This window comes from Allobosea sp. RAF48, from assembly GCF_052114025.1.
Taxonomy (GTDB): Bacteria; Pseudomonadota; Alphaproteobacteria; order Rhizobiales; family Beijerinckiaceae; genus Allobosea.
Genome location: NZ_JBFRDZ010000004.1, coordinates 228,499 through 246,187 on the forward strand (window position 1 = coordinate 228,499; position 17,689 = coordinate 246,187).

Annotated in this window: 16 protein-coding genes; 10 read left to right on the forward strand and 6 right to left on the reverse strand. The window is 65.7% G+C overall.

The window, feature by feature from the left end; genetic code table 11:
* Positions 1–103 precede the first annotated feature (103 nt).
* From AB4Z10_RS09930 to AB4Z10_RS09945, 4 genes are all read left to right on the forward strand, one after another.
* Positions 104–979: a glycine betaine ABC transporter substrate-binding protein gene (locus AB4Z10_RS09930; protein WP_441470229.1), complete on the forward strand. Its 876-nt coding sequence runs from the start codon at positions 104–106 to the stop codon at positions 977–979.
* Positions 980–1,103: 124 nt separating this feature from the next.
* Positions 1,104–1,733 carry an ABC transporter permease gene (locus AB4Z10_RS09935; RefSeq protein WP_441470230.1) on the forward strand — a complete coding sequence of 210 codons (630 nt, stop codon included), beginning with the start codon at positions 1,104–1,106 and terminating at the stop codon, positions 1,731–1,733.
* A complete protein-coding gene (locus AB4Z10_RS09940; protein WP_441470231.1) occupies positions 1,733–2,368 on the forward strand; it encodes an ABC transporter permease in 636 nt (211 codons plus the stop codon). The genes AB4Z10_RS09935 and AB4Z10_RS09940 overlap by 1 nt, the downstream gene beginning before the upstream one ends.
* A complete protein-coding gene (locus tag AB4Z10_RS09945; protein WP_441470232.1) occupies positions 2,365–3,333 on the forward strand; it encodes an ABC transporter ATP-binding protein in 969 nt (322 codons plus the stop codon). Before AB4Z10_RS09940 ends, AB4Z10_RS09945 begins: the two co-directional genes overlap by 4 nt.
* Before the next feature lie 33 nt (positions 3,334–3,366).
* On the opposite strand, the gene AB4Z10_RS09950 is transcribed toward AB4Z10_RS09945, so the two are convergent.
* Together AB4Z10_RS09950 and AB4Z10_RS09955 are read right to left on the reverse strand one after the other, a co-directional pair.
* The gene (locus tag AB4Z10_RS09950) at positions 3,367–5,373 is read right to left on the reverse strand and encodes a B12-binding domain-containing radical SAM protein (RefSeq protein WP_441470233.1); all 2,007 of its coding nucleotides are present in this window, start codon (positions 5,371–5,373) and stop codon (positions 3,367–3,369) included.
* A 225-nt stretch (positions 5,374–5,598) separates the two neighbouring features.
* The gene (locus tag AB4Z10_RS09955; RefSeq protein ID WP_441470234.1) at positions 5,599–6,825 is read right to left on the reverse strand and encodes an MFS transporter; all 1,227 of its coding nucleotides are present in this window, start codon (positions 6,823–6,825) and stop codon (positions 5,599–5,601) included.
* A gap of 332 nt (positions 6,826–7,157) precedes the next feature.
* Between AB4Z10_RS09955 and AB4Z10_RS09960 the strand changes: the two genes are divergently transcribed.
* The 6 genes from AB4Z10_RS09960 (at position 7,158) to AB4Z10_RS09985 (ending at position 13,060) form a co-directional block, all read left to right on the forward strand.
* The gene (locus AB4Z10_RS09960; protein WP_441470235.1) at positions 7,158–8,195 is read left to right on the forward strand and encodes an ABC transporter ATP-binding protein; all 1,038 of its coding nucleotides are present in this window, start codon (positions 7,158–7,160) and stop codon (positions 8,193–8,195) included.
* Positions 8,196–8,248: 53 nt separating this feature from the next.
* Positions 8,249–9,538: an ABC transporter substrate-binding protein gene (locus AB4Z10_RS09965; protein ID WP_441470236.1), complete on the forward strand. Its 1,290-nt coding sequence runs from the start codon at positions 8,249–8,251 to the stop codon at positions 9,536–9,538.
* 124 nt (positions 9,539–9,662) lie between these two features.
* The gene (locus tag AB4Z10_RS09970; protein WP_441470237.1) at positions 9,663–10,541 is read left to right on the forward strand and encodes a carbohydrate ABC transporter permease; all 879 of its coding nucleotides are present in this window, start codon (positions 9,663–9,665) and stop codon (positions 10,539–10,541) included.
* Positions 10,538–11,380, forward strand: a complete 843-nt coding sequence (locus tag AB4Z10_RS09975) for a carbohydrate ABC transporter permease (protein ID WP_441470238.1) — start codon at positions 10,538–10,540, stop codon at positions 11,378–11,380. The genes AB4Z10_RS09970 and AB4Z10_RS09975 overlap by 4 nt, the downstream gene beginning before the upstream one ends.
* Positions 11,381–11,396: 16 nt before the next feature.
* Positions 11,397–12,239: an endonuclease/exonuclease/phosphatase family protein gene (locus AB4Z10_RS09980; RefSeq protein WP_441470239.1), complete on the forward strand. Its 843-nt coding sequence runs from the start codon at positions 11,397–11,399 to the stop codon at positions 12,237–12,239.
* Entirely contained in the window at positions 12,236–13,060 is an 825-nt protein-coding gene (locus AB4Z10_RS09985) for an inositol monophosphatase family protein (protein WP_441470240.1), read from the forward strand. Before AB4Z10_RS09980 ends, AB4Z10_RS09985 begins: the two co-directional genes overlap by 4 nt.
* A gap of 75 nt (positions 13,061–13,135) precedes the next feature.
* Here the strand turns inward: AB4Z10_RS09985 and AB4Z10_RS09990 are convergent, their stop codons facing one another.
* The 4 genes from AB4Z10_RS09990 to AB4Z10_RS10005 all read right to left on the reverse strand — a co-directional run bounded on the left by AB4Z10_RS09990 (position 13,136) and on the right by AB4Z10_RS10005 (position 17,546).
* Complete coding sequence (locus AB4Z10_RS09990) at positions 13,136–14,035, reverse strand: metallophosphoesterase family protein (RefSeq protein ID WP_441470241.1); 900 nt, start codon at positions 14,033–14,035, stop codon at positions 13,136–13,138.
* 68 nt (positions 14,036–14,103) lie between these two features.
* A complete protein-coding gene (locus AB4Z10_RS09995; RefSeq protein WP_441470242.1) occupies positions 14,104–15,669 on the reverse strand; it encodes an ABC transporter substrate-binding protein in 1,566 nt (521 codons plus the stop codon).
* A gap of 45 nt (positions 15,670–15,714) precedes the next feature.
* The gene (locus AB4Z10_RS10000) at positions 15,715–16,617 is read right to left on the reverse strand and encodes an ABC transporter permease (protein WP_441470243.1); all 903 of its coding nucleotides are present in this window, start codon (positions 16,615–16,617) and stop codon (positions 15,715–15,717) included.
* Positions 16,618–16,622: 5 nt separating this feature from the next.
* Positions 16,623–17,546: an ABC transporter permease gene (locus AB4Z10_RS10005; RefSeq protein WP_441470244.1), complete on the reverse strand. Its 924-nt coding sequence runs from the start codon at positions 17,544–17,546 to the stop codon at positions 16,623–16,625.
* Positions 17,547–17,689: the final 143 nt, after the last annotated feature.

Consider the following 17,689-nt stretch of genomic DNA (forward strand, 5'->3'; position numbering starts at 1 on the left):
TCGGGCGCCGGCCAACGCGGCAGGCCAGCTTCCCGCCCCGTCGCTTGCACCGGCCGCCCCGCTTGCTAGCCTGTCACCCACCGACGCTCAGGAGCTTACCGCCATGCGTCTCATCTCCATGCTCTTCGCGGCTGCTGCGCTCATCGCCTCTTCCGTGACGGCCGTTACGGCACAGACCATCAAGATCGGCTCGAAGAACTTCACCGAGCAGTTCATCGTGGCGGAGCTCTATGCCGCCGCCCTGGAGAAGGCCGGCTTCAAGGTCGAGCGCAAGATCAACCTCGGCGGCACGCTGGTCGCGCACGAGGCTCTGAAGAGCGGCGCGATCGATCTCTATCCGGAATATACGGGCACCGGCTTCAACGCGGTGATGAAGGCGACGACGACCGAGACCGACCCAGAGAAGGTGCGCCAGATCGTCAAGGCCTACTACGAGAAGGAGTTCAACCTGACCTGGCTGAAGCCGTCCAACATCAACAACGGCTATGCCATCGTGGTCCGGCCGGAGACGGCCAGGGACTACAACCTCAAGACCCTCAGCGATCTCGGCAAGGTGGCGAACAAGCTCAGCCTCGGCGCCGGCACCGAGTTCGTCGACCGGCGTGACGGCATCGCCGGGCTGAAGGAGGTCTATGGCGCCGAGTTCCGCGAGTTCAAGCAGTTCGCCGCACTGCGCCTGCGTTACGACGCGCTGACGCAGAAGCAGATCGACATCGCCAACGGCTTCTCGACCGACTGGCAGATCGCAGCCGAGAAGTTCGTCGCGCTCGATGACGACAAGGGCCTGTTCCCGCCCTATTTCCTGGCGCCCGTCGTCCGCCCCGACATCGCGAAGAACGAGAAGGTCGTCGCGACACTCGAGAAGGTGAACGCCCTGCTCGACAACCCCGTCATGCAGGAGCTCAACCGCCAGGTCGAGGTCGACAAGAAGGAGCCACGCACAGTCGCGGCCAGCTTCCTGAAAGCCAAGGGGCTGTGAGATTCAGCGCTCGAGCATTTTCGTATTTCGATTCAAGAGAACGCCCTATCTCTCTGTTTTGTCGCATTTTCTTCACGCGAACCGGTGCCCACTTCACTCGAAAATGCTCTAGGCGATCCCTCTCATGACCTGGACGTTCGAGAACTACGACCGCCTGCTCGTGGCTCTCTGGGAGCATATCCAGCTCGTGGGTACGGGCCTTCTGATCGCGCTGGCGATCGGCCTGCCGCTCGGCGTCTTGTCGGCGCGGCGCCCTCGCCTCGCGCTCGGCGTCCTGCTGGTCGCCGGTGCGCTCTACACCGTGCCTGCCCTGGCGATCTTCGCGCTGCTCATTCCCTATCTCGGCCTCGGCTTCTGGCCGGCCATCGTCGCGCTCGTCGCCTATGCGCTCCTGATCATCATCCGCAACACCGCGACGGGTTTGCGCGAAATCCCGCGGGATATCCTCGATGCCGCAGATGGCATGGGCTACGGCCCATGGCGCCGCCTCTTCGCCATCGAGCTGCCGCTGGCGCTGCCCGTGATCATCGCGGGCATCCGCATCACCGTGGTGACGCAGGTCTCGGTCGCCACCGTCGCCGCATTCATCAATGCCGGCGGGCTCGGCGACATCATCTTCCAGGGCATCACCCAGGACTTCGGCGAGAAGGTCTTTATCGGCGCCGTCGTGACCTCGGCGCTGGCCATCTTCTGCGACGAGAGCCTGCGCAGGTTCGAGATCCGGCTGCGCGCCCATCAGGCGGAGCAGGCCTGATGTATGGCTGGATCTCGGCACATCCGGAGACCTTCGTCACCGCCCTCCGGAACCACCTCTGGCTGAGTGCGGTATCGCTCGCCGCCGTGCTGTTGATCGCCCTGCCCGCCGGCCTCGCCCTGACGCGTCATCGCAGCTGGGCTCAGCCCGCCATTGCGCTCGCCAACATCCTTCGGACTATTCCTTCGCTGGCGCTGCTCGTGCTCCTGCTCCCTGTTCTGGGAACAGGCTTCCTGCCCTCGGTGGTCGCGCTGACGCTCTACGGTCTGCCGGCCCTGCTGCTCAACACCTATACCGGGGTGAGCGAGGTCGATGCCGACATCGTCGACGCCGCGCGCGGCCAGGGCCTGTCCGATGCCCAACTGCTGACGAGGATCGAGATTCCGCTGGCCCTGCCCGTCATTTTCGCCGGCATCCGCACCGCCGCCGTCCAGATCGTATCGGCGGCGACGCTGGCCGCTTTCATCGGCGGCGGCGGGCTGGGCGAGTTGATCACCAGCGGCATGGCCAACTTCAATTTCCCGCAGTTGATCGCCGGGGCTGTCGCGGTCGCGGCCCTGGCCTTCGCGACGGAGATCATCTTCGCGGGCCTCGAAAGGCTGGCGGCCCATCGGATGCAAACGAAACCAGCATGACGATCCGCCTGGAACAGGTCACCAAGCGCTTTCCCGGCACTGCGCAGCCGGCCGTCGAAAGCCTCGACCTCACGGTCGAGGCCGGCAAGCTCTGCGTGCTGATCGGCCCGTCCGGCTGCGGCAAGACCACGACGATGCGCATGATCAACCGGCTGATCGAGCCCAGTGCGGGCCGCATCCTCGTCGGTGACCGCGACATCGCCCAGGGCGATGCGGTCGAGCTCAGGCGCCATATCGGCTACGTCATCCAGCAGGTCGGCCTGTTCCCGCACATGACGATCGCCGAGAACGTCGCGACCGTGCCGAGGCTGCTCGGCTGGGATGTCGCGCGCATCCGGGTGCGTAGCGAGGAGATGCTGGCGCTCGTCGGCCTCGACCCGGCGCAGTACCTGTCGCGCTATCCGCGCCATCTCTCAGGAGGGCAGCGCCAGCGCGTCGGCGTGGCGCGGGCGTTGGCGGCCGACCCGCCGGTGATGCTGATGGACGAGCCCTTCGGCGCCGTCGATCCGATCCTCAGGAGCCGCCTCCAGGAGGAGTTCCTGGCTATCCAGAAGCGCCTGAGAAAGACAGTGATCTTCGTCACCCACGACATCGACGAGGCGATCCGCATGGGCGACGTCGTCGCCATCATGCGCGACGGCAAGCTCGTCCAGTACGACACGCCCGATCGTCTGCTTGCCGCACCGGCCGACGATTTCGTTGCCGATTTCGTCGGCGCCGACCGTGCGCTGCGCCGGCTCTCACTGGTGAGCGCCGCCGACGCCGTCGAGCCGGGCCATGCGCTCGATGGCTTCGAACTTCCCGGCTCCCTCCAGCTTCGGGGCGTGCTGTCGGCGCTGCTCGCGGAGGGCCGCGATGCCGCGACCATCGTCGACGAGCACGGTCGGCCCCTTGGCCAGATCACGCTGGCGGCGCTGCGGGCGCGCAGCGCCGGTCGCGCCACGGCCGGGAGCGACGTGGCCTGACTCAATGCGGCGCGGCCGCATCGTCACGCGCGCTCAGCTTGCCGCTGCCGTTCTGGCCACAAGGGAGCTTGCTGCGTACGGGCTGGAAGGGGCTTTCGGCGAATGGTCGATCTGTCGTTGGACCTGAGCGACGACATGCCGGGAAAACGGCCCCAGATGGAGATAGAGCGCGACCATCATCATCACATAGGGCAGCGCCTGGCGGTTGTGCGTGAGGCAGTCGACCACGGTCTTCCAGAACTCGCGACGGACGCCTCCCTTCGCCGTCGTCATTCGCCAGATCAGGCGCCAGGAAGACTGCAGCTCTTGCCACTCCATCGATTTCGGCAGCTCCAGGCGACGATTGCTGCAGTCGAGCATGCGCCCTACCCGCCGAACGCGGCCGAAGAACGCCTGAGGCGCGTAGACGGCTTCCAGCACCGCCTTGTAGTCCTCCAGAATAGCGCGGCGCGGGCGGCTGGTCATGAAGTTGAGCCCTGCGGTGCATTGGTCGCCTAAGCCCTGCGCATGGTCGGCATCATTGGGGATGGACAGGCGGCCTTCCCGATCAAGGCGCCGGGTCAGCTGGGTGTTGGGCAGCGCATAGAGAAGGCCGACCATGCAAACCGGAATCGCCGTGTCCTCGATGCAGTCGATCATGCCCCGCGCGACACTTCCCTTCTCGCTGTCGAAGCCGAGGATGAAGCCGGCATTCACGAACAGGCCGGCCCTATAGATCCGGTGAACGCTTTCCTCGAGGCTGCGGCGGGTGTTCTGCTTCTTCTGCGTCGAGATCAGCGTATCGGTATCCGGGCTCTCGATGCCGACGAAGATCGTGAAGAAGTTGGCCTCGCTCATGGCCTGCATCAGGGCAGGATCGTCCGCGAGATTGATCGAGGCCTCGGTCGAGAACTCGAAGGGGAAATTCCTGTCCCGAATCCACTGGATCAGGACGGGCAGGAATTGCTTGAGCGCCTTCTTGTTGCCGATCAGGTTGTCGTCGACGAAGTCCACATGGCCGCGATATCCGAGGGCGTGGAGGGCCTCCAGCTCCCTGACGATCTGCGCGCTCGTCTTGGTGCGGGGCACGCGCCCATAGAGCTCGATGATGTCACAGAACTCGCAGTTGAACGGGCAGCCGCGCGAGAACTGCACGCCGATGTGCAGGTAATGCGCGAACTTAAGGAGGTCGAAGCGCGGTGTCGGGCTCTTGGTGACGTCGGTCTTGCCCATCTCGGAACGGAAGACACCGCTCCGGGTCCCCGCGCTCCAGGCCTCGACGAAGCCGTCCATGATCTCCTCTGCCTCGCCCAGCACCAGAAAATCGGCGGCTTCGTAGATCTCGGGAGTCGAGGTTGCGTCGGGGCCACCGACCACGACCGGCTTTCCCGAGGCGCGACACTGCGCGATGACGGCGAGCGTTCCGTCCTGCTGCGGCAGCATGCCTCCGGTCATGACCAGATCCGCCCAGGCGAGGTCCGGCTCGCCAAGTTCCTCCGCGTTCAGGTCGACGAGCCGAATCTCCCATGTCGCGGGAAGCAGGGCAGCGACGGTGATCAGGCCCAGCGGCGCGGCCGGGTGGCGCGCACCGGCCAGTTCGCAGGTCGCCTTGTAGTTCCAGAAGGAATTCGGGTTGAACCGCGGATAGATCATCAACACTCGGCAGCGATCGCTCGACATGTCATCTTCCCTGTTCGTGCGCAGCGAGGCGACGCAGGGCGCGTGGACCCTGCCTCCGGTCACGACGAGGCAACCGCTCCCGCCGGACCTGATGCCCGGCAGCCGTAGAGGATTTCGCTGCTTTGGATTGCAAGGCCTATGCCCGGAAGTCTGGGGTGCGATTTCCTCGATCGAACAATACGTTGGGTGAATCGGCCCCCTTGGGGGACCTCCAAAGATGTGGCGGCACGACAAAATTTGGGGGAACCTTAAGGATGGCCAACGCAACCGGCGTGCGCGTCGACCGCCGCCGCCAGGATCGCGGGAGAGTTCACTCCAGCGTTTGCCGACGTGCTGATTGCTGGGCCTGCTCGCAGCGATATGGCGAGGCCGCAGCACCATCCGCGATGCACTGACCCGGGACGGAAAGGTTGTCTCAGGGCCGGCATGATGCCGCCAACCAAATTGTCGGAGCTGCAGCCCTGGCTTACCTAAGGGCTGGCCGATCAAAAATCTGAAGGGCTCTGAACCAACTCAACGCGGAACCTCTGGGACAGCAAGCGTCACAGCGCGGATTGAGGCGCACTCGTCCGGCATCCCTGAGCGAATAGCGTTGCTCAAGCTGTATCAATGTGCCGGGCGCGCTCCGGCAGCGGTGTCGTTGAGTCGGGGCAGGAACCAGGCGAGGAGGCCGACCATCGGGATGAACGAACAGATCCTGTAGACGGTCTCAATGCCGAGCAGGTCCGCGAACTCGCCGAGCAGCGCCGCCGCCAAACCGCCGAGTCCGAAAGAGAGCCCGTAGAAGAAGCCGCCGACGAGCCCGACGCGGCCGGGGAGCAATTCGAGCGCATAGATCAGAATCGCGGCAAAGGCGCTCGACATGATCAGGTTGATCACGATGGTCAGCACGCCCGTCCAGAACAGATCGGCATAGGGCAGGATCAAGGTGAAGGGCAGCGCGCCCAGGATCGAGAACCAGATGATCTTGTTGCGGCCGATCCGATCGCCCAGCATGCCGCCGCCCAGCGCGCCCACCGCCGAGGAGGCGAGGAACAGGAACAGCATGACCTGCGAATTCTGCACGGAGATGCCGAATTTGCCGATCAGATAGAAGGTGTAGAACGAGGTGAAGCTGGCGGTGTAGGCGTTCTTCGAAAACAGCAGCACGATCAGGATCGTGATCGCGAAGGCGACCGAGCGACGGCCCGGCCGCGCGGGCGCTGCGCTCCTTGCTGCGGCGGCCTTGGGCGGACGAGCGCGGTCCAAACGGGCATAGCTCGATGCCGTCCAGATCATCAGCATCATCGCGACGAGCGCCGCGACCGAGAACCAGGCGAGGCTTCCCTGCCCGCGCGGCACGATGATGAAGGCAGCAAGCAGCGGTCCGAGCGCGCCGCCGGTCTGCCCCCCCACCTGAAAGATGCCTTGCGCAAAGCCATGCTGTCCGCCGGAGGCATTGCGCGCCATCCGTGTTGCCTCCGGATGGAAGATCGACGAGCCAATTCCGACGCAGGCCGCCGACAGGAGCAGGAACCCGTAGCTCCCGGCATAAGAGAGACCGATGAGACCGGCGAGCGTGAAGCCCATGCCGACGACCATCGAATAGGGCATCGGATGCTTGTCGGTATAGAGCCCGACCGCGGGCTGCAGCAGCGAAGCCGAAACCTGGAAGGTCAGCGTGATCAGGCCGATCTGACCGAAGTCGAGGCGATAAGCTTCCTTGATGATCGGGTAGGTCGCCGGGATCAGCGATTGGATCATGTCGTTGAGCAGATGCGTCACGCTGAGCGCGATCAGCACCGGCATCATGGCACGCTGGGGCAAGGAGGCGGTCTGTGCGCTGGTGGTCATCGCGGAGCCTTCCAGCACGCCCGGCCGGAACGATTCCCACCCGGCATGCAGAAAGCGCTCTCTAGACGATCTCCTGGGCGCAAACAATTTCGTGAGCCGGCGCCACGGCGATGCAAATAATGCATGCGCTGGCCGTAAGCCAGCCGTTGGACGCGGTATCCGGACCGCCAGCACCGTGCGTCCTTCGCTCATCGGCGCAGGAACGTGTGGTCAGGCGTGGCCCCGCTCTTGTCTCCGCACCGATTTTATCTTCAAGTTCGCCCGTCACATAGCCGACAGTCGCAGCGTCCAGCGTCGGCACGATATGGATTGCTTGGACGGCCGGGTTGCGAATGGTTTCGGTAGAGCTCAAGACCGTTTCGAAGAGCTGGGGCGGAGCCGCGGCCGTCGATGCCATCAGCTTCACCGTCGAAGGCGGCAATCTCGTCGCGCTGCTCGGCCCTTCGGGCTGCGGCAAGTCGACCACGCTGAGGCTGATCGCCGGGCTGGAGGAGACCAGCAGCGGCACGATCGCGATCGGCGGGCGAGACGTCACCCACTCCTCGCCCTCGCAGCGCGGCATTGCCATGGTGTTCCAGAACTATGCTTTGTTCCCGCATCTGAGCGTGGCCGAGAACATCATGTTCGGGCTCAAGGTCCGCAAGGTCTCGCGTGCCGAGCGCGACGAACGCCTCGCCCGCGCTGCCTCGATCCTCGGGCTTTCCGCCCTGCTCGAGCGCAAGCCGTCGCAGCTTTCCGGCGGCCAGCAGCAGCGCGTTGCGCTCGGTCGCGCCATCGTCGCCGAGGCGCCCGTCTGCCTGATGGACGAGCCGCTCTCCAACCTCGACGCCCAGCTGCGCGTCGAGATGCGCCGCGAGATCCGCGAACTGCAGCAGCGCCTCGGCATGACCATGGTCTACGTCACGCATGACCAGGTCGAAGCGATGACGATGGCCGATCAGGTCGTGCTGATGCGCAACGGCAAGATCGAGCAGGATGCTCCACCCGACGTGCTCTACGAGAACCCGGAGACGATCTTCGCGGCACGCTTCGTCGGCACGCCGCCGATGAACGTGCTCCCCCTCGCCACCGTGCAGGCGCGCGGCGGCACGCTGACCCCGCCCGCCGGCCTCGACCCGGCGGGGCTCGCGGTCGGCATCCGTCCCGAGATGATCGAGATCGCGGACAGCGGTGTCGCCGCCGATGTCGTCGCGGTCGAGTATCTCGGCTCCGACACGCTGCTCGAAACCCGCATCGACGGCCATTCCTTCATCATCAAGCGGCCCGGAAAAGTCCGGGCCACAGCCGGCGAACAGGTCTACATCACGTTGTCACAATCGGCGCTGCACTGGTTCGATCTGGCGTCCGAACGGAAGGTGGTTCGCAACTGAACCGGCCGAAGCGTCGGACGTGCGGACCATCCCAGCAAGGGAGAGAGGATATTATGGACAGGCGTGAATTTCTTGGCGGCACGGCCGCCCTTGCGGGCGCGACCGCACTCCCCGGCATCGCCCGGGCGCAGAGCACGGAGCTTTCGTTCTTCTATCCGGTCGCCGTCGGCGGGCCGATCACCAAGCTGATCGACAACTACGCCGCCGGCTTCGAGAAGGAGAACCCCTCGGTCAAGCTGAAGCCGATCTATGCCGGCACCTATCAGGAAACCATCGTCAAGGCGCTGACCGCGCATAAGAGCGGCACGCCGCCGGTGCTCTCGGTGCTGCTCTCGACCGACATGTTCACCCTGATCGACGAAGAGGCGATCGTGCCCTTCGACGACTTCATCAAGACCGACGAGGACAAGAAGTGGCTCGCCAGCTTCTTCCCCGGCTTCATGGAGAACAGCCAGACCGGCGGCAAGACCTGGGGCATCCCGTTCCAGCGCTCCACCGTGGTGCTCTACTGGAACAAGGAGCTGTTCAAGGAAGCCGGCCTCGATCCCGAGAAGCCGCCGAAGACCTGGGCCGAGCAGCTCGAATTCGCGCAGAAACTGACCAAGCGCGACGCCGCCGGCAACGTCACCCAATGGGGCATCCAGATCCCCTCCTCCGGCTTCCCCTATTGGCTGTTCCAGGGGCTATCGACGCAGGCCGGTGCGATCCTCGCCAATCCGGCGGGCGACAAGACCGATTACGCCAACCCGGGCGTGGTCGAGGCGCTGCAATACTGGGTCGACCTCGCGCAGAAGCATAAGGTCCACCCGCCTGGCATCGTCGAATGGGGCACCACGCCGCGCGACTTCTTCGAGAAGAAGGTCGCGATGATGTGGACCACCACCGGCAACCTCACCAATGTCCGTGCCAACGCCAAGTTCCCCTTCGGCGTCGCGGTGCTGCCCGCCGGCAAGAAGCCGGGCAGCCCGACCGGCGGCGGCAACTTCTATCTCTCGAAGAAGGCGACCAAGGCCGAGCAGGAAGCTGCCTTCAAGTTCGTGCGCTGGATCACCACGCCCGAGCGCGCGGCGCAGTGGAGCGCGGATACCGGCTATGTCGCGGTGACGCCGGCCTCCTACGAGACCGAAGCGATGAAGAAATACGTCGCCGACTTCCCGCAGGCGCTGGTCGCGCGCGACCAGTTGCCGAGCGCAGTGGCCGAGCTCTCGACCCATGAGAACCAGCGCGTCACCAAGGCGCTGAACGATGGTCTGCAGGCGGCGCTGACCGGCACCAAGACGCCGCAGAAGGCGATGGAAGATGCGCAGGCCGAGGCCGAGCGCATCCTCAAGCCCTACCGGTAGAGTATGTCGATGAAGTTCAGCCGTCATTGCGAGCGCAGCGAAGCAATCCATGGGACCGTCGAGCCCTGCCGTCCCTGGATTGCGTCGTCGCTCGCACTCCTCGCAATGACGGGGCGGTAAGCCGATGACGAACCGCGCGACCGCAACGATCCATGGCTGGCTGCTCCTGCTGCCGGCCATGGCGTGCCTGGCCCTGTTCACGCATTGGCCCGCGGTCGCGAGCTTCATCGAGAGCTTCTACTCGACACCGAAGGCGCGCCGCCCGGCGCGTTTCGTCGGGCTCGAAAACTATCAGCAGATGCTGGGCGACCCGATCTTCTGGAAGGCGCTGAGCAACAACTTCTGGTTCGCGCTCGGCACCATCCCGACCTCGATCGCGCTGGCGCTGCTGATGGCGGTCTGGGTCAATGACAGGATTGCGGGGCGAACACTCGTCCGCATGGCCTTTTTCACGCCGACGATCCTGCCGATGATCGCGGTCGCCAATATCTGGCTGTTCTTCTACACGCCGCAATACGGCCTGCTCGAGCAGGTCATCGGCCTGTTCGGCGGTCGCTCGACCAACTGGCTGGGATCGCAGGACACGGCGCTCTACGCCATCACCATCGTCGCGATCTGGAAGGAAGCCGGCTTCTTCATGATCTTCTACCTCGCGGCGCTGCAGGCGATCCCGCCCAGCCTCGGTGAGGCCGCGGCGATCGAGGGCGCCTCGCGCTGGACCTTCTTCCGGCGCATCCAGTTCCCGCTGCTGATGCCGACGACGCTGTTCGTACTGATCAACGCCGTGATCAACGCCTTCCGCATGGTCGACCATATCGTGGTGATGACGCGCGGCGGCCCGGACAACGCGACCACCCTGCTGCTCTATTACATCTACCAGGTCGGCTTCGGCTTCTGGGATACGGCCTATGCCGCGACGCTGACCTGCGTGCTCCTGGTGCTGCTCGCGCTGGTGGCCTTCGTCCAGTACGGCTGGCTCGAACGCAGGACGCACTATCAATGAGCGCCCCGACGCGCACAGACCCTTACGCGCCCAAAGGCTTCTCGCTCACGCTGGAATCCATCGGCGCGATCCTGCTCGCCCTCATCTGGGTGCTGCCGCTGGCCTATGCCGTCTGGGCGGCGTTCCACCCGGCCGAATACACGACGCGCTTCGTGCTGACCGCGCCGCTGACGCTGGACAATTTCACGCGGGCCTGGGCCGCGGCGCCCTTCGCCCGCTATTTCCTCAACACCTTCATCCTCGTGACCATGATCCTCGCCTTCCAGCTCGTGCTGGGGACGCTCGCGGCCTATGCGCTGGCACGGCAGGATTTCTGGGGCCGTGACATCGCCTTCGTGCTGATCCTGGCGCAGCTGATGATCATGCCGGACGCGCTGATCGTCGAGAACTACCGCACGCTGGCCAAGGTCAACCTGATCGACACGATCCCGGCGATCGCCCTGCCCTACATCGCCTCGGCCTTCGGCATCTTCCTGCTGCGGCAGACCTTCAAGACCGTGCCGAAGGAACTCGACGACGCCGCCCGCGTCGAGGGAGCGAGCCCGCTGCAGGTGCTGATGCGGGTCTATGTCCCGCTCGCGAAGCCGACCTACATCGCCTATGGCCTCGTTTCGGTCAGCTACCACTGGAACAACTTCCTCTGGCCGCTGCTCGTCACCAACTCGGTCGAGTCGCGGCCGCTGACGGTGGGCCTCCAGGTCTTCTCCTCGGCCGACCAGGGCATCGACTGGGCGGTGATCTGCGCGGCGACGCTGATGACCTCGGCACCGCTCCTCGTCGGTTTCCTTCTGTTCCAGCGCCAGTTCGTGCAGAGCTTCATGCGCGCAGGCATCAAGTAGGGTCGAGGCCGGCTCAATGAAGCTGATCACCTGGAACATCCAGTGGGCACGCGGCGTCGACGAACGCGTCGATCCGCGCCGCATCATCGACCACGCCAGGCAGATGGCCGATTTCGACGTGCTCTGCCTGCAGGAAGTCGCGGCCAACTTCCCCGATCTCGACGGCAACGACCGCACCGACCAGTTCGCCCTGTTCAGCGAGTTGCTGCCGGGCTTCACCGCCATCGAGGCGATCGGGGTCGACGTCTCCGACAGCCAGGGCGGGCGCAAGCGCTTCGGCAACCTGCTGCTGACCCGGCTGCCGGTGGCGCAGGCGCTGCGCCACACCCTGCCCTGGGAAGCGGCGGCGACGCGCAACATGCCGCGCGTGCTGGTTGAGGCCATGGTCGAGACGCCCTTCGGCCCGATCCGGCTGATGACGACGCATCTGGAATATTCCTCGCCCATCCTGCGCGCCGCGCAGGTCGAGGGCATTCGGCAGATTCATCGCATGGCCGCCGCACGGCAAGCGACGCCTCGCCAGCCCGGTCCCCACACCTATGCGCCGACGCCGAACGCTGCGAGCGCGATCCTGACGGGCGACTTCAACATGCGGCCGGACGACGCCGGGCTGGCGCAGCTACTCGCGCCGTTCGACGGGAATGTGCCGCCGTTGGTCGATCTATGGCCGGTGCTGCAGGGCGATGCGCCGCATCCGCCCTCGGCCTTCATCTGCGATCAGACCTATGGTCCGCCCGGCTGCCTCGACTATGTGCTGGCGACGCCGGATCTTGCCGAGCGGGCACGCGCCATCGTCTACGACATCGAGACGCGAGCCTCCGACCACCAGCCCATCCTGGTCGAGTTCGACCTCGGATGATCTTCACCCGGCAGGACCATGACCGGCTCGACGCCATCCTGAGCGAGGCGGCCCGCCGCGAGGTGATGCCGCGCTTCCGGCTCCTCGCCGATAGCGATATCCGCGAGAAACAGGCACCGGGCGATCTGGTTACGGAAGCCGACGAGGCCGCCGAGCGCTTCATCTGCGCCGAGCTGGCGAAGGCCTTTCCGGGTGCCGCGCTGATCGGAGAGGAGGCCGTGACGCGCGAGCCCGCGCTGCTCGGCCAATTGGGCGATGCCGATCTCGCCTTCGTCATCGATCCGATCGACGGCACGCTCAACTATGCCTGCGACCTGTCGCTCTTCGCAGTGATGGCAGCCGTCATCGCCAGGGGCGAGATCGTCGCCTCCGTGATCCACGATCCCGTTGCCGGAGACAGCGCCATGGCGCTACGCGGCGAAGGCGCCTGGCTTCGTCGCGCCGATGGCTCCAGCCGCGACCTGCGCGTCGCCCCGGCCGTCGCGACGCGCCACATGAACGGCATGGCGAGCTGGCAGTATTTCCCGGAGCCGCTGCGCAGCACGCTTCCAGGTCGCTTTCCGGCCTTCCTCGAAGTCGGCTCGCTGCGCTGCTGCGGGCAGGAATACCGGCTGGCGGCGGCAGGACGCCTGCAATTCCTGCTCTACGGCGTCCTCAACCCCTGGGACCACGCACCGGGCGTGCTGCTCTACAGCGAGGCCGGCGGCCACGCACGACTGCTCGACGGCCGCAGCTATTCCCCGGCCGAGCGCCCGGCCGGGCTGCTCTGTGCGCCCGACGCAGAAAGCTGGAAGGAAATCCGCGGGATTCTGCTCAATTGAACGGCGCCCGCCGCCCGAACCCGGACCTCTGACCGGAACCCTTCACTCCGAATCTCTCACGGCCTTGAATCCCGATCAGGCCACCGCCGCCATATCCGTCTGGACGGCGGAGACAAGACGCCTTTGCCGCAACTCGGGGTGCTCTTCGAACGGCTGGAGCGGCGTCATCCAGCGCTTCAGCGTCTGCGCCCTTGCGATGCGAGCCGAAAAAGGGTCGGCGCCGTGGACCGTCCAGGCGATGGTCTCACCGAGCTCGAGAAGAGCGAAGGCGCCGGCAGGCCCGGGCATCGTCGTGAAGCTCTCGGTAAGAGACTGCAGCGTCAGGTGCGGGATGCCGTCGACCGTGGTCAGCGTGTTCCAGTGGACATGGCCGGCGATGCAGATCACCGGCACTTTCGCCCGGGCGAGCACAGCACGGACGCGCTCGGCACCGGGATAGGTCGAGGATGCCGGATTACGCTCGAAGTAGTAGTTGCTGGTCTGGGCGTGGCCGGAGACCGGAACATGGCTCATCACGACCAGCGGCCGATCGGCGGCCTCGATGGTCGCGGCGAGCCAGATGAGGTCGGCCTCGCGCAGCACGAAGCCGCCCGGTCGGTGGATCCGCGAATCCGCGGCCCAGAGCACGAGGCGCCAGTCGCCGAGGTCGACGGTGCGATGGCCGAGCGCCTGGCCGAGGATCTCTTCGTTCTCGGCGACGCTGAGATGATCGCGATCATGGTTGCCGCAGAGATGGAAGCGCGGCGCCGCGATCGGCGCGAAGGCCTCCGCAACCTCCCGCTCCAGCCGCAGATCGGTGGCGTGATCGACGTCGGAGATGCGATCGCCGAGATCGATCACGGCGTCGGGCTGCGCATCGGCGGCGAAGCGGCGGAATTCCTCCATCAGCCGCAGGGCCGCGGTGCCGATTTTGGTGAAGCTGTTCGCACCGTGATGGATGTCGGCGACGAAGGCGAGGCGAAGGGATCGGGTCATGGCGTGGCTCGTCGAGCAGGGTCGGAAATAGGAGGCGGGAGCCGGCGATACCGGCTCCCGCAATTGCATCAGCGCGCTGCGAGCGTCGCGCGGCCGGCGCGGAAGTCGAGCACATAGGGGATGTGCCCCTGCAGCGGCCGCCAGGCGAGCGAGCGCTTCATGCCGTAGGACTCGTAGGGCTGGTAGAGCGGCAGGACCGGCGGGTCGTTCTTGATCGCCTGCATCAGCGCGGCATAGGCCTGCTTGCGCTCGGTGAGGTCGGTCGAATAGCGGAACTTGTCCCAGAGCGCGACATAGGCGTCGTCCGCCTTGAAGCGGCCTTCCGAGGCCGAGTTTCCGGTCGGTGCCCACATGATGCCAAAGGCGCCGGCGGGATCGGGGAAGTACATCGGGTTCGACCAGCCGCGGGCCATCATGGTCGGATCGGAGCCCGTCCACTGCTCGGTGACGTTGAGCTGCATCTTGACGCCCACGGCGCCCCACATCTCCTGGATCGCCTGCGCGGCGAGGAGGCCGTTGGTGTAGTAGGCCGCCTGGATGTCGTAGCGGATCGGCGCGCCGTCATAGCCGGCTTCCTTGAGCAGCGCCTTGGCCTTGGCCGGATCGTATTCGAAGGTGTTGAGCTCGGGCATGTAGAGCGGGCCGAACTGCGCGAAGCTGTGGCTCGTCGGCACCTTCGCCTTGCCGAACCAGAGCGCCTCATTCAGCGTCTTGCGGTCGATGGCGTAGGAGAGCGCCTGGCGCAGCTTCGGATTGGCCATCTTCGGATTCTGGGTGTTGAAGATGACGACGTGGAAGAGCGGCGTCTGCATGCCCTCGACCTTGAGCTTCGGATCGGCGGCGATCGGCTCGAGCTGATCCGGGGGAACATTGGTGATCAGATCGACCTCGGCGTTCTTCAGCGCCGTCAGGCGACCGGACAGCTCGGGAATGCGGGTCACCGTGACCTTCTGGAAGGGAGCCTTCTCGCCCCAGAAGCCGTCATAGCGCTCGTAGACCAGGCGCTGGTTCGGCACGAATTCGGTGATCTTGTAGGGCCCTGTGCCGACCGGCTTCAGCGCGAAAGCCTCGAAATCGGAGGCTTCGGCGACATTAGGATCGCCGGTCAGGCCCATCACGTATTTCTTCGGCACGATCATGCCCTGCTGCACGTTGAGCAGCGTCTCGAACAGCGGCTCGGGCCGGGTCGCGGTGATGCGCACGGTCTCGGCGTCGACGGCCTCGACCTTGGCCATGTTCGGCAGCGTGTCGCGCTTGCGCACGGTATAGGGCGCGAAGGTCGAGTTGATGATGCGGTCGAAGGAGAAGACCACGTCCTCGACCGTCATCGGGTCGCCGTTGTGGAAGGTCACGCCCTGGCGGATCTTCAATTCGAACACGGTCGGCGAGACCTGTTTCCAGCTCGTGGCGATGCCCGGCTGCCAAACGCTCTCGGCGCGGGTGGCGTCCTTGCCGATCAGCGGATCGAAGGCGTTGAAGTAGAACTGCGAGCCGACATTCGAGAAGTCGCGGCCGGGATCGAGCCAGGGCGCCATGTTCTGGACACCGACCTTCAGCTCCTGCGCCTGGGCGAAACTGACGAGAGGGGTCGCCGACAGCGCAGCGATCGTCAGTATTTTCAAGATCTTGAACATGTTTCTAATTCCTTTGGATGAACAGCACGAATGGCGAGCGGGCGTTCAGCGCCCGCGCAGGCGCGGATCGAGACGGTCTCGCAGCGCATCGCCGAGCAGCATGGCGACGAGGCTGACCAGCACGATCACGACAGCCGGAACGGCGACGATCCAGGGGGCGGATGCCATGTAGTCGCGCCCCTGCCCGACCATCGAGGCGAGCGTCGCCGTGGGCGGCTGGACGCCGAGACCGAGGAAGGAGAGTGCCGATTCCAGCAGGATGAGGTTCGAGAAGTTGAGGCTCGCCATCACCACGACCGGCGAGATCAGGTTCGGGATCATGTGGACGGTGGCGATGCGCCAGGGGCCGGCGCCGGCCGCTCGGGCGGCCTCGACGAAAGGCATCTCCCGCAGGCTGAGCACCTGGGCCCGGATCAGCCGAGCGAAATGGGCCCAGTAGGCGATCCCGAGCACGCAGATCAGCACCGTCACATCGGTCCCGGCGAGCGCCACGACGAAGAGCGCGACGAGGGTGAAGGGCAGCGACATCATGATGTCGACCAGGCCCATGATCAGCGCATCGGCCCAGCCGCGCAGCAGCCCCGCCGCGAGCCCGAGCGCCGCACCGATGGCGAGGCCGAGCAGGGTCCCGAAGAGCGCGAGTGAGAGAGTCAGACGCAAGCCATGGAGGCAGCGCGAGAGGAGATCGCGGCCGAGCTGGTCGGTGCCGAGCCAATGGAGCGGGTTGGCGCCGGCGATGCCGACCGGAGGCTTCAGGCGTGCGAGAAGCCGCTGCTGGTCGGGCTCGAAGGGCGAGACCAGCGGCGCCAGCGAGGCGAGCGCGACCAGGAGAAGCCCGAGCAGCGCGGCGGCTACGACCAGCGTATCGAACCTGCCTGCCCAGGCAAACCTGATCCGCAGCAGCCTGCGGGGCGGAAGCATCAACTTGGCGTCAGCGATCTCGGCCATGGCGGTCAGGCTCCGACGAGGCGCACGCGCGGATCCGACGCCGCATAAGCGAGGTCGATCGCGACGTTGACGAGGATGACCGCACTCGCGACGACGAGGACGCCGAACTGCAAAACCGGGTAGTCGCGGCGCAGCGTCGCGCCGACGAGCAGGTCCCCCACCCCGTTCCAGGCGAAGACGGTCTCGACCACGACGGCACCCGAGACCAGCGTGGTGATCTGCAGGCCAAGCACGGTGATCACCGGGATCAGCGCATTGCGCAGCCCGTGCCGCAGGACGATGGCTGGCTCGGAGAGGCCCTTGGCGCGGGCCGTGCGCATATAGTCCTCGGAGAGGACGTCGAGCATGGCGTTGCGGGTGTAGCGGGTCAGCGCAGCGACGAAATAGGCGGCCAGCGCCACGGTGGGCATCGCATAATGCAGCAGGGTGGCGGAGCCGGCGCTCGGCAGCCAGTGCAGCGTGTAGGAGAAGATGAGCAGCAGCAGGATGGCGAGGACGAAATTCGGGACCGCGTAGCCGAGAAAGGCGATGAAGAGCACACCTTGGCCGCGCGGCTGCCCACGCCAGAGCGCGGCGAGGACACCGAGCGGCACGCCGACCGCGACGGTCAGCGCCAGGGTCGCGACCAGGAGCGAGGCGCTCTGCCAGAGCCGCTCGCCGAAGATCACCGCGACCGGCCGGCGCTCCATCAGGCCGAGGCCGAAATCGCCCGAGAGCAGCGACTTCCAGAACAGCAGGTATTGTTCTGCGATGGGCCGGTCGAGGCCCCAATAGGCGATCATCTCGGCGCGGGAGGCGGCGTCGAGCCCTTCCGGCATCAGGAAGTCGATCGGATTGCCGGTCAGCCGCGTCGCCAGAAAGACGGCGGTGACGATCGCCCAGAGCGTGATCGTCATGCGCAGGAGACGGCTGCCTAGGAATACGAGCATGGCGTCCTCTGGGACGGGCTGCGGGGCGCTGCGCGGCCGCTTCAAGCGGCGGGAGCCCGAGCCTTCTGGCAGCCTTCCATGACAGGCTCATGAATATAATTTAGGTCGACGACTGTTTGACACTGAGACAATCTCAGTTCATG